Origin of the sequence: Arthrobacter gandavensis, from assembly GCF_015355785.1 — a bacterium.
Taxonomy (GTDB): domain Bacteria; phylum Actinomycetota; class Actinomycetes; order Actinomycetales; family Micrococcaceae; genus Arthrobacter_B; species Arthrobacter_B gandavensis_A.
Map to the genome: position 1 here is coordinate 154,226 of NZ_JADKYW010000002.1, position 12,969 is coordinate 167,194.

Here is a 12,969-nt window from a genome sequence, read left to right on the forward strand (position 1 = left end):
TGCAGAAGCCGGAGCATTACTCCGCAGACAACCCGCAGGCAGGCGAACATCCGGCTGCCACACTGCTGACCGGCGCATCCACCGGACAGTACCTGTCTGAGAACCTGCTGGGCATGTCCGCCGTGAGCCGTTCCATCGGCTCCGCCAGCAGGCCGTTCACGGGCATGCACCCCCGGGACCTGGCACCCGCGATCGACGCAGTTGACCTGGACCGGCCGCTGGGCACCACCGGCGCGGCCCTGGAGGAACTGCATCCTCTCTACCTGCGGGACGCGGTCTACTTCCACCATCCCGCCTACGCCGCCCACCTGAACTGCCCGGTGGCGATCCCCGCCCTGGTCGGAGAAACCATCCTTAGCGCCGTGAACTCCTCCCTGGACACCTGGGACCAGAGCGCCGGGGCCACGCTGATCGAGCGGCGCCTGCTGCGCTGGACAGCTGACCGCCTGGGACTGGGCTCCGCAGCCAGCGGTGTCTTCACCAGCGGAGGCACCACCTCAAACCTCCAGGCACTGCTTATTGCCCGCAACCGTGCGGTGGCTGCACTGCGCCGGGACGCGGCAGCGCAGGGCCGCAGCGAACGGCTTCTGGGGCGGCTGCGCATTTTCGCCTCCGAAGTCAGCCATTTCAGCATCCGGAAATCCGCGGCACTGCTGGGCCTGGGTGAGGACGCCGTCCATCTGGTGGCGAGCGACGCCGACCGCCGGCTCAAGCCCGAAGCCCTGCGGAACGCCCTGGCTGAGTCCCGCAGCCGCGGCGAAGTTCCCATGGCCATCGTGGCCACCGCCGGCACCACGGACTTCGGCAGCATTGACCCGCTGCTCGAGTGCGCGGCGCTCAGTTCGGAGTTCGGCTCCTGGCTGCACGTCGACGCAGCGTACGGCGGAGGACTGCTGACGTCCCTGAAGTACCGCAGCCGGCTGTCCGGAATCGGTGCGGCGGATTCCGTCACGGTGGACTATCACAAGACGTTCTTCCAGCCGGTGTCCTCAAGCGCCGTCCTGGTGCGCGACGCTGCCGAGCTGCACCACATCCTGCACTACGCGGACTACCTCAACCCGGCGGACGCCGCGGACCCGGAAATTCCAAACCAGGTGGACCACAGTATCCAGACCACTCGCCGCTTTGACGCGCTGAAGCTCTGGCTCACCCTGCGGGTCACGGGGGCCGACGGCATTGGCGCCATGCTCGACTCCGCCATTGACCTGGCCCGGGAAACCGGGCGCCTGCTCGCGGCCGATCCGGACTTTGAGGTAGCTGCCCGAGTACAGCTGAGCACCGTGGTGTTCCGTTTCCGCCCATGCAGCCTGGACGAGGACACCAGCGACACACTGAACCGCTGGATCCGCTCAGCACTCTCCGCCTCGGGAGACGCCGTCATCGCGGCCACCACCGTAGACGGGCGGACCTACCTGAAGTTCACCCTCCTGAACCCCACCGCAACGCTGGCGGACATTGAACGCATCCTGGAACTGATCCGCTCCCACGCCGCTCGCTGGCTTTCCGGGCAGGCAGGACAGGAAACCGCAGGCATGGAAACCGAAACCACGGCAGGAGCAGCAGCATGAGCCGCCGGCCCGAGCACCAGTCCAAGCCCGTAACCGCTGCAGACGCTGCCGAACCAGAGGCGGGACGAACCGTCCATGACATCATTGGCATCGGCGTCGGACCCTTCAACCTCGGCTTGGCGGCACTTGCCGAACCCATTCCCGAGCTGGACGCCGTGTTCTTCGACTCGCGCCCCGGATTCGACTGGCACCCGGGGATGATGCTGGACACCGCGCACCTGCAGGTCCCCTTCATGGCGGACCTCGTGTCCCTGGCGGACCCCACCTCCCGGTACTCGTTCCTGAATTTCCTCAAGGCCACGGGCAGGCTCTACCGCTTTTACATCCGTGAGGATTTCTACCCGCTGCGGGCGGAATTCAACGCCTACTGCCAGTGGGTGGCGGAGCAGCTGCCCAGCGTCCGGTTCGGCCATGAGGTCACGGACATTCGCTACGAACAGACCGCGCACGACGGCGGCAGGTACCTGGTGCGCACAAGGCACGACGGCGGCACCCGGGTCCACGCGGCCCGCCGGCTGGTCCTGGGCACCGGCACCCGGCCGGAGATCCCGCCGTCGTGCGCCGGAATCCTCTCCGGCGAGGGGGCCGCCGTCCACAACAGCGACTATCTGCAGTCCAAGGACTCGATCCAGGAGCACCGAAGCATCACCGTGGTGGGAAGCGGGCAAAGCGCCGCTGAAGTCTTCCTGGACCTGCTCCAGGACTGCGGGCCGGACAGCTACGAGCTGAACTGGGTAACGCGTTCGGGCAGGTTCTTCCCGCTTGAATACACGAAGCTCACCCTTGAAATGACGTCCCCTGACTATGTGGATTATTTCCATGCGCTGCCCGGCGCTACCCGGGACCGGCTGATCGGGTCGCAGAAAAACCTGTACAAGGGCATCGACGCCGCGCTCATCAATGAGATCTATGACGCTCTCTACGCCCGCAGCCTGTCCGGGCCGCTGCCGGTCCGTCTGTTCACCGGCGTCGAAGTCACCGGCAGCAGCTACGACCCGGACGCCGGAGCGCACCGGCTGGAACTGCACCACTCGGAACAGGGCACCAGCGGCGAGCTGACGACGGGCGCCGTGGTGCTGGCCACCGGGTACTCTTACCGCGAACCCGGCTTCCTGCAGGGGATCGGCAGCCGCATCCGCCGGGACAGCCGGGGCCGGTTCGATGTGGACCGGAATTATGGAATCGGCGTGGCACCCGGGGAGATCTTCGTGCAAAACGCCGAGCTGCACACCCACGGGTTCACCTCCCCGGACCTGGGGATGGCCGCCTACCGGAACTCGACGATCCTGCGCGAGATCCTCGGCTGGGAGTACTACCCGGTGGAAGCCAGCATCACGTTCCAGGAGTTTGGGCTCACCGGCCTGGGCCAGCCGTCACACCCGCCCGCCACCGCACGCACGGGATCAACGGCGAAGGCAGAAGGAGCGGTGGCATGAAGTTCGATTTCCGACCGGTCGACCCCGCAGCCGACGTACCCCTCCTGCACAGCTGGATGAGCCAGGACTACGCACGCTTCTGGGGCATGGGCACCGCAACGGTGGACGAGGTCCGCAGCGAGTACTCGGGAATCGATGCCAACCCGCACCACGAGGCGTGGCTCGGCCTGCTGGGGAACACCCCGGCGTTCCTCATGGAGAGCTATGCGCCGGAGCACTCCCCGCTGGCCGGCCTGTACCCGGTCCAGCCCGGCGACCGCGGCATGCACCTGCTGATGGGTCCGCCGGACATCCCGCAGCATGGCTTCACCCTGGCAGCTTTCCGGGCGGTGATGATGTTCATCTTCTCCAACCCGCAGACGCAGCGGGTGGTGGTGGAACCGGATGTGCGCAACACCAAGATCCAGGTCCTTAACGAACGCATGGGGTTCCAGCCCCACGGCAGCATCGAGCTGCCGGACAAAACCGCCCTGCTTTCTTCCTGCACCCGGCAGCAGTTCAACGCCGCGGACGGCAGTATCCCCACGACTTTCCAAGGAGCAACACCATGAGCACCGCCGTCGAACCCGCTGCGTTGAACCGGAACGCCGCGCACCTCACGCCCGAACGCTGGGCGGCAGCCAACCGGCACGTCGTCTGCAAGGCACTCGCCGAGTTCTCGCATGAGCGGATTCTGCAGCCCCGGCCCGCGGATCCGGGCAGTTTTCGCCTCACATCCGACGACGGCACCGCCACCTACACCTTCGATGCTGAACTCCTGGAGCTGGAGCACTGGAGCATTCGGCCGGAGAGCATCCTCCGATCCGTCAACGGCAGCGGGACGCCTCTGGACGCCCTGGTCTTTATCACCGAATTCGCGCGCACGCTGGGGATCAGCGAGACGATGCTGCCGGTCTATCTGGAGGAAATTTCCAGCACCCTGGCGTCCCACGCCTACAAGCACAGCGGCTCCTTCCACAGCTCGGACACACTGGCGGCAGGCATAACCGGGGGCGCTGATCCGGCCGCGGACTTCCAGGCCATCGAAGCATCCATGACCGAAGGACACCCGTGTTTCGTGGCAAACAACGGGCGGCTGGGATTCGGACTGCAGGACTACCTTTCCTACGCACCCGAAACCGGTTCCGGCGTCCGGCTGCACTGGATTGCCGTCCGAAAGGACCGCGCCCGGTTCACTGCGGTTTCCGGCCTGGACTACTCGGCGTTCCTGGCCGCTGAACTCGATCCGGGCGTGCAGTCGGGATTCAACGCCGAACTCGAGTCCCGGGACCTCGGCCCCGGAGATTACCTGCTCATGCCGGTCCATCCCTGGCAGTGGGAGAACAAGCTCAGCGTCACCTTCGCTGCGGAGGTCGCCCAGCAGCACATCGTCCATCTGGGACCGTCCGAAGACGTGTACCAGGCGCAGCAGTCCATCCGGACGTTCTTCAACCGCAGCACCCCCGGCCGCTGCTACGTCAAGACGGCGCTTTCGGTGGTGAACATGGGCTTTATGCGCGGCCTGTCCGCCGAATACATGGTGGCCACTCCCGCGATCAACGAGTGGCTGGACGGGCTGGTCCGGGCCGATTCGGTACTGGCGGCCGCCGGATTCCAGATCCTGCGCGAAACAGCGGCTCTGGGGTACACCAACCCGTACTACGACGCCGCGGCCCCCAAGGGTTCTGCATACCGGAAAATGCTGGCAGCACTGTGGCGGGAAAGCCCGATGAATCGGCTGGAGCACGGGGAACAACTCGCCACGATGGCTTCACTGCTGCACAGGGACCAGACCGGCAGCCCGTTCGTTTCGGCACTCATCCGGCGCTCCGGCCTCTCGCCGCGCCGATGGCTCCGGGAGTATCTCCACGCCTATCTGGTTCCGGTCCTGCATTGCTTCTATGCGTACCGGCTGGCCTTCATGCCGCACGGGGAGAACCTGATTTTGGTTCTCAGCGACGGGGTGCCGGTCCGCGCGCTGATGAAGGACATCGGCGAGGAGATCATCGTGATGGCGGACAAGGTGGACCTCCCCCGGGACGCCGCACGTATCCGCGTGGATGTGCCGGAGGAGGAGCAGGTGCTCTCAGTCTTCACCGACGTGGTCGACTGCTTCTTCCGCTTCCTCGCTGCCGTCCTGCACGAGGACGGACAGCTCACGGAAGGCGAATTCTGGGACACGGTCGCCGGTGTGGTTTGCGCCTACCAGGCTGAGCACCCCGAATTGGCCGAAGACTTCGCTGCCCATGATCTCTTCGCCGCGGACTTTGCCCGTTCCTGCCTCAACCGCCTGCAGCTGCGCAACAACCAGCAGATGCTGGATATTGCGGATCCGTCAGGCGGGCTGCAGTTCTCCGGCAGGCTGGCCAATCCCTTGGCCGGCAGGGGGTAGAACCGGAGCCCGCCGTTCAGCGCAGCGCCGATACCCCGGTGATTTCCCGCCCCGCGATCAGCGAGTTGATCTCATACGTCCCCTCGTACGTGTAGATCGCTTCGGCGTCAGCAAAGATCCTGGCCATCCGGTAGTCGGAGACAATGCCGTTGCCGCCCAGCAGGCTGCGTCCCAGCGAGACCGTTTCCCGCATCAGGGCACTGGCGTAGGACTTCGCCAGCGCCGCCCGGGCCATGTCCCCGCGGGCTGTTCCGTCATCCGACACCGCGCCGTACCCGCCCTGTTCCAGGTCGCTGACCCGTGCCAGCATGCCGGTGGAAGCCACCGTGTTGCCCTGCATCCGCACCAGCTGCTGCTGCACCAGCTGGAAGGACGCCAGCGGACGCCCGAACTGCCTGCGCTCAACGGCGTAGGCGCGGGCGACGTCGAACGCGGCCAGCTGCTGCCCCACGGCCTGCCAGCCGACCATGATCCGCGAGCCGCGCAGCAGGTGTTTCGTGTCATCGAAGCTTTCGATCCCGGCGAGCCGGTCCGCCTCCGGAACGCGGACATCCGTCAGTTCAATGTCCGCGTTCTGCACGGTGCGCAGCGCGGTTTTGTTCTCGATCCGGGTGCGCCTGATCCCGGGCAGCGAAGCGTCCAGCAGGAAGCCCCTGACCTTGCCCGTTTCCGGTTCACGCGCCCAGAACAGCATCCAGTCGCAGAACGTGCCGTTGCCGATCCACCGTTTGGTTCCGTTCAGGATCCATTCGTTGCCCTCGCGCACTGCCGTGGCGGCCATTCCGCCGGCGACGTCGGAGCCGTGGTCCGGCTCGGTAAGGGCGAACGCGCCGGTGATCTTCAGCGACTGCGCATCGGCCAGGAGCCTGTCCTTCTGATCTTCCGACCCGAAAGCGTGCAACCCTTCCACGAACAGGTCGTGGTGCACCATGAAGAAAGTGGCTATGGAGGTATCCGCCCGGGTCATCTCGGCAATGACAAGGCCGGCGAAAAGCGGGCTGTAACCGCGCTGCACGGGGGTGGACAGGCCAAGCGACGCCAGCCCGGGCAGCAGTTCCACCGGGAACCGGGCCTCCTCCCACCAGCCGCCGGCGTACGGAATCACCTCGGCGGCCAGGAAGGACCGCAGTTCAGCGAGTTTGGCCTGTTCCTCGGGATTGAGCAGTTGTTCGAAAAGAAAAAAGTCGGCGTCGGGGAGCATGGGCACGCCTTATTTCGGTCCCATCCGAATCGCTCCGTCAAGCCGGATGGTTTCCCCGTTGAGCATCGGATTCCCAATGATGTGGTCCACCAGCGAGGCATATTCGTCCGGCCGGCCCAATCGGGACGGGTGTGGAATCTGCGCTGCCAGCGAGTCCTGGGCCTCCTGCGGCAGCCCGGCCACCATGGGCGTTTCGAAGATGCCCGGGGCGATTGTCACCACGCGGATCAGGTGCCGAGCCAGTTCGCGTGCCAGCGGAAGGGTCATGGCAGCCACTGCGCCCTTCGAGGCCGAGTAGGCGGGCTGCCCGATCTGCCCGTCAAAGGCCGCCACCGAGGCGGTGTTGATGATGACGCCGCGCTCGGAAGTTCCGCCGTCGTCTGTCAGCGGCTCGGTTTCCGCCATGGCTGCCGCGGCGAGCCGGGTCACATTGAACGTGCCCACCAAGTTGACTTGGATGACCCGGTTGAAGTCCTCGAGCGGCAGGACACCGTTGCGCCCCAGGACCTTGCCCGGGGTGCCGATCCCGGCGCAGTTCACCGCCACCCGCAGCGGCGCAGCGGCCATGGCCGCTTCCACCGCCCCCTGCATCTGCTCCGGATCGGTCACGTCGCCCGGCACGAAATGGGCGTCGTCTCCGAGTTCAGCGGCGTAGGCAAGCCCGCCGGAGGACGGCAGGTCAACCAGCACCACTTCCGCCCCGGCGTCGATGAGCCGGCGGGCCGTAGCCCGTCCGAGCCCGGAAGCTGCTCCTGTGACAATGGCCGAAGCGCCGGAAAGCTGCATGTGGTTCCTCCTGGGTCAGGACTGTTGGGGTGCGCCTAGGGCGCATGCGGTCCCACGAGCCTACTGTGACTGGCAGCACACCGCACCACTGGGGCCGGGTTACCTGGGCCGGGCCGGACACCGTGACGCTGCGGGGCGGACAGGACTAGGGTGGGTCGCATGCCCGCAGCACAGACCGTCCGCCACGCCGAACTGCGCTCCGACACCGCCGCCCATTCGGTGACAACCGCTTTCGGCGGTACGTTCCTGGGTTTGCCGGGCACGCACCTGGGCGCAGTGCGGGCGCCGCAGCCGCTGCCCCGCGGCATTGGGCCGTGGCATTACTGGTGGCAGGCACACTATGTGGATGTCCTCGTGGACACCGGCCTGCGCAGCCGGGCACCGGTAGCCGGGGCAGATCCGATAGTGCTGGCCGAACAGGTGGTCCGGACCATCCGGATCCGCAACGGCGGCAGGTTCACGAACTCCTACTTCGACGACATGGCGTGGCTTGCCCTGGCCGCCCTGCGCCTGGACACCCTGCCCGGGCCGCCGCGCGGCAGCAAGCCCCGCCACCAGGGCCTGCGGGAGTCGCTGGGACGGGCCCTGCGTTCGGGCCATACACCTGACCTTGGCGGCGGAGTCTGGTGGAACCGTGCCCGGAACTTCAAGAACACCCCCGCCACCGCCCCCGCGGCCCTGTATTTCGCGCGCACCGGAGAACGCGAGCGCGCACAGAAGCTGGTGGACTGGCTGAACGCCGAGCTGCTCGACGCCAACACCGGACTCTATTACGACGGCGTGCGGCAGACCGCAGGCGGAACGGCGCTTGAACGGGCGCACTTCACCTACAACCAGGGCCCGGCGCTGGGGGCACTGCTGGAGCTGGGCGGCGAGGCCAACCTGCAGCGGGCCGCCGCGCTGATCAATGCCACGTCCCGCCATCTGGCGAACGACGGCGGCACCGGGCCCCTGCTGCGCACCCACGGCAGCGGCGACGGGGGGCTGTTCACCGGCATTCTGTGCCGCTACCTGGCCGAGGCAGCTGCAGCCCCGACCCTGGACTCCGGTTCGCGCCGGACGGCGGGGTTACTGGTCACCGAGGTGGCGGACAGGCTCTGGAAAGGCAAGGCGGTTCGGAACAACCTGGCAGTGTTCCCGTCCGACCCGCGCAGCACCGCAGACGAGCAGTATCCCCCCGGCTCCGGCGTCGAGCTTTCCACCCAGCTCCAGGCCTGGATGGTCCTGGAAGCCGCCCTGCGCGTCGCTCGGCTGGAGGCGGATCCGCAGGAAGGCTGAACTGCGGTCTCAGGTACCGGCGGTTTTGAACGGATGCTGCGAGGCCGCCTTGTGCGGACTCAGGTCCGCAAGGGTCAACAGATGCCGCGGATGCTGCGGAAGCGGAAAGGACCGCTCCGTGTTCAGGTGCCGGTCCACCCGGAGGATCTCGCCGGAATCCATCATCCGCCAGTTCGGATTCTCGTCCATCCGCTCGGTCGCGACGAGCACCGCGGGGGTCTTGTTCTGCTCCATCTCGTCGCTCTTCACACTGATCCGGGCCGAGTTCTTGCCTCGGTGCGGATCCTCCGCGCTTTCCTGCAGGACGTAGAGCGGGTGAGTGTCTGGATACCGCACCGCCCACAGCTCCGCAGCCGTCGTGATGACGAGGTTGACGGCGTAGAGCCTCAGGTTCTCGGCAACCCAGGTGAGCGCCTCGCTGATGGCTTCCCCCAGGTCGCCGCCGTTCCGGCGGGCAATGCCCGTGATGAGGGCGAAGACCCGTTCGCTGTCAGTCTTGCCCTGGACAAGGTCCAGAACCTCCAGGGACCGCAGCCGGTCATCGAGGATGTGCAGGTCCTCCACCACCCCGTTGTGGGCCAGCATCCGGTCATCCTGCAGGAACGGATGCGTGTTCACCAAGGTATTTCCACCGGTACTGGCGTACCGGACATGGGCCACGAACGTTGTGCCTTCAAGCGTCCGGGCCGCCGATGCGTAGGCGCGGTCCTCATAAGCCGCCATGGGCGCCTTGTCCACCACGGGTTTGCGGCCGGGATCGAAGACGCCGATCCCGAAACCGTCCGCCATCCTGTGGCTCTGCTCGGCCAGGCTGTCCGGGGCCGTGAGCAGCCAGAACGTGGCACGGACCGGACCGGGGCCTGCGTGCATTCCAAAAAGCCGGCACATCTTCACTCCTACTCTGGGAACCGCTTCTGCGGATAGAAGGTCTCACGGCGGCTGAGCATGTCCACGAAGCGGGCGATGTTCCGCTCCCGGGCTGCCTCCGTCTTGAGCTGGCCCAGCCGGTAGGCCAGGGCGAAGCGGTTCTGTGAACTGAGCACGTTGAACATCGCCTGGGCGCTCTCGTTCGCGGCAATCGCGTCCAGCAGGTCCTGCGGTACCTCGGCCGTGGCCGGACCGGCATATGCCGCGTCCCAGCGGCCGTCCGCCTTGGCCGACTCCACTGCGTCGCGGCCCGAAGGGTGCAGCCGGCCGGCGGCTTCCAGCCGGGCGATGTGCCCCACGTTGCGCAGCGACCAGGCGCTCCACGGGCCGCGCCGGGTGTAGCGCTGCAGGTAGGTTTCCTCGTCCCGCCGTGCGGCCTGGCCGTCAATCCAGCCGAAACAAAGAGCCTCGTCAAGCGCGGCCTGCCGGGTCAGCGCCGTCGTGCTTCCGCCTCGCTTGCCGATCACCAGCCAGACCCCGGCGGAACGCAGGTGATGCGCTTCCAGCCAAGCCCGCCAGGCCTCCGCATCCGGGAGCAGCAGCTCCGACAGCTCGGTCTCCATCGCCCAATCGTAGGCTTCCGCCGGTCGCCCTGATAGAGCCGGAAGCAGTTCAGCCCTTGGCCGAAGCGGAGCGTGCCGTATGACTCGGCGTCGGGCTTTGGGGTAGAACACTGCTATGAACGTTCGCACCCCTGACCCGTATCCCGGCTGGCTTTCGGAGGAGGATCTGCATGAAGCGCGGCAGCGTCTTCCCATGGTCTATGTGGAAGCCGTTCCGGTGCGGTGCGACCCCCTTGGGTATGTCACCGAGGTGGGCCTGCTGCTGCAGGCAACCCCTGAGGGCAAGATGGTGCGGACCTTCGTTTCCGGCCGGGTGATGTACCGCGAAACCATCCGCGCTGCCCTGCTGCGTCACCTCGAAAAGGACCTTGGGCCCATGGCCCTCCCGCAGCTGCCGCCCAGCCTGGCACCGTTCGCGGTGGCGGAATACTTCCCGTCGCCGTCGCAGACCGGCCTCACTGACGAGCGCCAGCACGCCGTCGCGCTGGCCTACCTGATTCCGGTGACGGGCGAATGCGATCCGCGGCAGGACGCACTGGAGCTGTCCTGGCTCACGCCCGAGGAAGCTCTCAGCCCTGCCATTTACTCCGAGTTCTCCGGCGGGCGAGGAGACCTGCTCCGCCAGGCGCTGGCGTCAGCGGGATGGGGCCGGTAGGCGCTAACCTACGTTTATAAACTGGGGCGGAGCTTCGAGCGCTAAGGAAAAGCCATGTCGATGAGTGTGCCGGATAGATATGCCTTCCGGGTCAATGCCGAACTGCTCGTACCGGGCCAGAAAGTGGTCCTGGAAGAGCGGACCCTGGCACCGCTGGCATCCGTGCGCATCGAAGAGGATGACCTGGGGAATCCCGCCCTGGTCATCGCTGACCTGGAGGACGGGGAAACCCTGCGGATTGCCTATGGGTCCGCCGTGCGGGTGGCAGCACCGGCACCGGAGACGAACGCCGCTGAGGCTGTCCGCAGCATTCCCACCGAGGAAGAGACCTATGCTGCCGTCCTGGCCGCGGCAGACGCTGCACACCCGGATGACCGCGCGGTCAAGGAACTCGTGACCCGGCTGAGCCGGGGCTTGAACGTCAAGGCCGGAAGCAACCTCCAGGACGTGCGAGACCTCGCCCACACGCTCTATGTGGACCTGGGGGACGCAGAAAACGCCCTGGCTGTCTGTTCCCTGATCACCGGACTGGGGTTCGACGGCAACTACGGCCGCTGGAACTGGATCCAGGGAGCGCTGGCACTGGCCGCGCAGATCACCCATGAATCCGGTGACCTGGAGGCCTCGGCAGCGTTTGCCGAGGCGGTTCGGGCCGGAGACAATGCCGAATCAGATCCGCTCAAGGCCAAGCTTTCCGCCGAGCTGCTGCAGCGCCAGCTGAACGAACCAAACCTGTATGACCGCGAGGTCCAGCGTGCTGCCGAGGCGGGAGATGAGCACAGCGAACGGGACTGGCGGATCCTGCGCCTCAACACACTGTTCTACCTTCGCGCCCATGGCGGATCCCGCACCTATTCCGACGCCGAGCTCCAGCGCCGCATCCGCACCGAACTCAGTGCCGTCCGCGGCCTGAACCTGGACCTCTAGGCCGGGATACGCGCACCCCGGGCACCGGCCCGGCTTGCCCGCAGCTGCAGGAGCAGCACCAGGGCCATGCCCACCAGCGCTCCGATGACCGTTTCAATTGCCCGGTCCTGGATCAGCGTGGTCGGGCTGCCGGCGTGGGAGAGCTCCGTGCTGAGCAGTGCCAGCGGCGTGATGACCACCTGCGCCAGCGCGTAGTTCCGGGCGATGAACAACTCGGCCCCGAACTGCAGCAGCGCGATGACCAGGACAAGCTGCCAGGGCTGCGGGCGGGCAAACAGGATCACCGCGGTGATTCCGAGCCCGCCGAAGGTTCCCAGCATGCGGCTGACCCCCCGCTGGATGCGGTGGCGGAAGGTGGCACCTGCCAGCGGAACCGTGGCGGCAACCATGGCCCAGTAGTTATGTCCGATTCCGAGCAGGGTGGCGACGCTGCCCGCCGCTGCGGCCGCAACGGCATACAGTCCGCCGTCAGCCCAGATCGCCTTCTGCTTTGCCGGGCTGAAGCGGGGCCGCAGCGGCTTGTTCCACGGTGTCCGGTATCTGGCGTGCAGCATTCCGGACAGTCCAAGAAGGACGGCGAACACAATGGCGGATCCGGCCGCCAACATGCCCTGCCACAGGGGAGGATGCGCTGGAACGGATGCGATGGCCGCGTAGGCGAAGATGTGGAACAGGGATCCGGCCGGGCGGAGCCGCCAATACCCGGTGGCCACCGTTCCCAGCCCGGCGACGGCGGTGGTGCCCAGGACAACTCCCCATGCGTCCAGTCCAAGGCGTGAAGACAGTGCACCGGCCAGGATCACCGCGAACATCAGGGCTCCGGCGCGGGCCTGGTGCCCCAGACGCTGGCGGTGCGGTTCGTTGCGTCCGTAGATGCTGGTGAAGGCCCCGAAGGCGACGAAGATCGCCAGGTCGATCCTGCCAATGGCCAGCACTACGGCGAGCGGGACACCGATGCCGATGCCGCAGCGGATGGCCACGCGATGGTCGTTCTGGGCAGGGGCGAGGGCGAACATTTCGCGCAGGTGGTTCAAGGGGAGTACGGAGGCCTTTCATGCGTTCACGGTCGGCGGCAGCGCGTCACGGGCCGAAAATCCGCCGTTCTCACCTTACGCCCGGCGCGTTCAGCTGAAGGGGTTATGTGTGCCGGCTCTCCCCGGGCCTCCGCCCCGCTCCCCGGCCCGGGCCTCCACCCGGCACTGCTGCCGGCGCCGCGGCCGGCGCCGGCAGGAGCCGGCCGAATGTAGGGCAAAATGG

The 12,969-nt window shown here is 66.9% G+C and carries 12 protein-coding genes; 7 read left to right on the plus strand and 5 right to left on the minus strand.

What is annotated here, in order from left to right:
- Window positions 1-62 precede the first annotated feature (62 nt).
- Genes ITX31_RS00720 through ITX31_RS00735 form a run of 4 tightly spaced genes read left to right on the plus strand, consistent with a single transcriptional unit; the run spans window position 63 to window position 5,375 of the window.
- Complete coding sequence (locus tag ITX31_RS00720; RefSeq protein WP_416354767.1) at window positions 63-1,568, plus strand: pyridoxal phosphate-dependent decarboxylase family protein; 1,506 nt, start codon at window positions 63-65, stop codon at window positions 1,566-1,568.
- The gene (locus ITX31_RS00725) at window positions 1,565-3,004 is read left to right on the plus strand and encodes a lysine N(6)-hydroxylase/L-ornithine N(5)-oxygenase family protein (RefSeq protein WP_194781580.1); all 1,440 of its coding nucleotides are present in this window, start codon (window positions 1,565-1,567) and stop codon (window positions 3,002-3,004) included. Before ITX31_RS00720 ends, ITX31_RS00725 begins: the two co-directional genes overlap by 4 nt.
- The gene (locus ITX31_RS00730; RefSeq protein ID WP_194781581.1) at window positions 3,001-3,555 is read left to right on the plus strand and encodes a GNAT family N-acetyltransferase; all 555 of its coding nucleotides are present in this window, start codon (window positions 3,001-3,003) and stop codon (window positions 3,553-3,555) included. The genes ITX31_RS00725 and ITX31_RS00730 overlap by 4 nt, the downstream gene beginning before the upstream one ends.
- The gene (locus ITX31_RS00735; protein ID WP_194781582.1) at window positions 3,552-5,375 is read left to right on the plus strand and encodes an IucA/IucC family protein; all 1,824 of its coding nucleotides are present in this window, start codon (window positions 3,552-3,554) and stop codon (window positions 5,373-5,375) included. The genes ITX31_RS00730 and ITX31_RS00735 overlap by 4 nt, the downstream gene beginning before the upstream one ends.
- Before the next feature lie 16 nt (window positions 5,376-5,391).
- On the opposite strand, the gene ITX31_RS00740 is transcribed toward ITX31_RS00735, so the two are convergent.
- Window positions 5,392-6,576 (minus strand): acyl-CoA dehydrogenase family protein, encoded by a 1,185-nt coding sequence (locus ITX31_RS00740; RefSeq protein WP_194781583.1) that lies wholly within the window; start codon window positions 6,574-6,576, stop codon window positions 5,392-5,394.
- A gap of 9 nt (window positions 6,577-6,585) precedes the next feature.
- Window positions 6,586-7,362, minus strand: a complete 777-nt coding sequence (locus ITX31_RS00745; protein WP_194781584.1) for a 3-hydroxyacyl-CoA dehydrogenase — start codon at window positions 7,360-7,362, stop codon at window positions 6,586-6,588.
- Window positions 7,363-7,521: 159 nt separating this feature from the next.
- Here ITX31_RS00745 and ITX31_RS00750 point away from each other — a divergent pair, with 159 nt between their 5' ends.
- Complete coding sequence (locus tag ITX31_RS00750; RefSeq protein ID WP_194781585.1) at window positions 7,522-8,640, plus strand: glycoside hydrolase family 76 protein; 1,119 nt, start codon at window positions 7,522-7,524, stop codon at window positions 8,638-8,640.
- 9 nt (window positions 8,641-8,649) lie between these two features.
- Here ITX31_RS00750 and ITX31_RS00755 read toward each other — a convergent pair whose 3' ends face one another.
- Together ITX31_RS00755 and ITX31_RS00760 are read right to left on the minus strand one after the other, a co-directional pair.
- Window positions 8,650-9,528, minus strand: coding sequence for a class II glutamine amidotransferase (locus ITX31_RS00755; RefSeq protein ID WP_194781586.1), 879 nt, complete (start codon window positions 9,526-9,528; stop codon window positions 8,650-8,652).
- Window positions 9,529-9,536: 8 nt separating this feature from the next.
- A complete protein-coding gene (locus tag ITX31_RS00760) occupies window positions 9,537-10,130 on the minus strand; it encodes a YdeI/OmpD-associated family protein (RefSeq protein WP_194781587.1) in 594 nt (197 codons plus the stop codon).
- 115 nt (window positions 10,131-10,245) lie between these two features.
- Between ITX31_RS00760 and ITX31_RS00765 the strand changes: the two genes are divergently transcribed.
- Together ITX31_RS00765 and ITX31_RS00770 are read left to right on the plus strand one after the other, a co-directional pair.
- Window positions 10,246-10,785, plus strand: a complete 540-nt coding sequence (locus tag ITX31_RS00765) for an NUDIX hydrolase family protein (protein ID WP_055239793.1) — start codon at window positions 10,246-10,248, stop codon at window positions 10,783-10,785.
- A gap of 54 nt (window positions 10,786-10,839) precedes the next feature.
- On the plus strand, window positions 10,840-11,712 hold the full coding sequence (locus tag ITX31_RS00770; RefSeq protein WP_194781588.1) for a DUF6707 family protein: 873 nt from the start codon (window positions 10,840-10,842) through the stop codon (window positions 11,710-11,712).
- Here the strand turns inward: ITX31_RS00770 and ITX31_RS00775 are convergent.
- On the minus strand, window positions 11,709-12,746 hold the full coding sequence (locus ITX31_RS00775) for an FUSC family protein (protein WP_228528859.1): 1,038 nt from the start codon (window positions 12,744-12,746) through the stop codon (window positions 11,709-11,711). The two genes, ITX31_RS00770 and ITX31_RS00775, sit on opposite strands and share 4 nt — an antisense overlap.
- Between the last annotated feature and the right edge of the window lie 223 nt (window positions 12,747-12,969).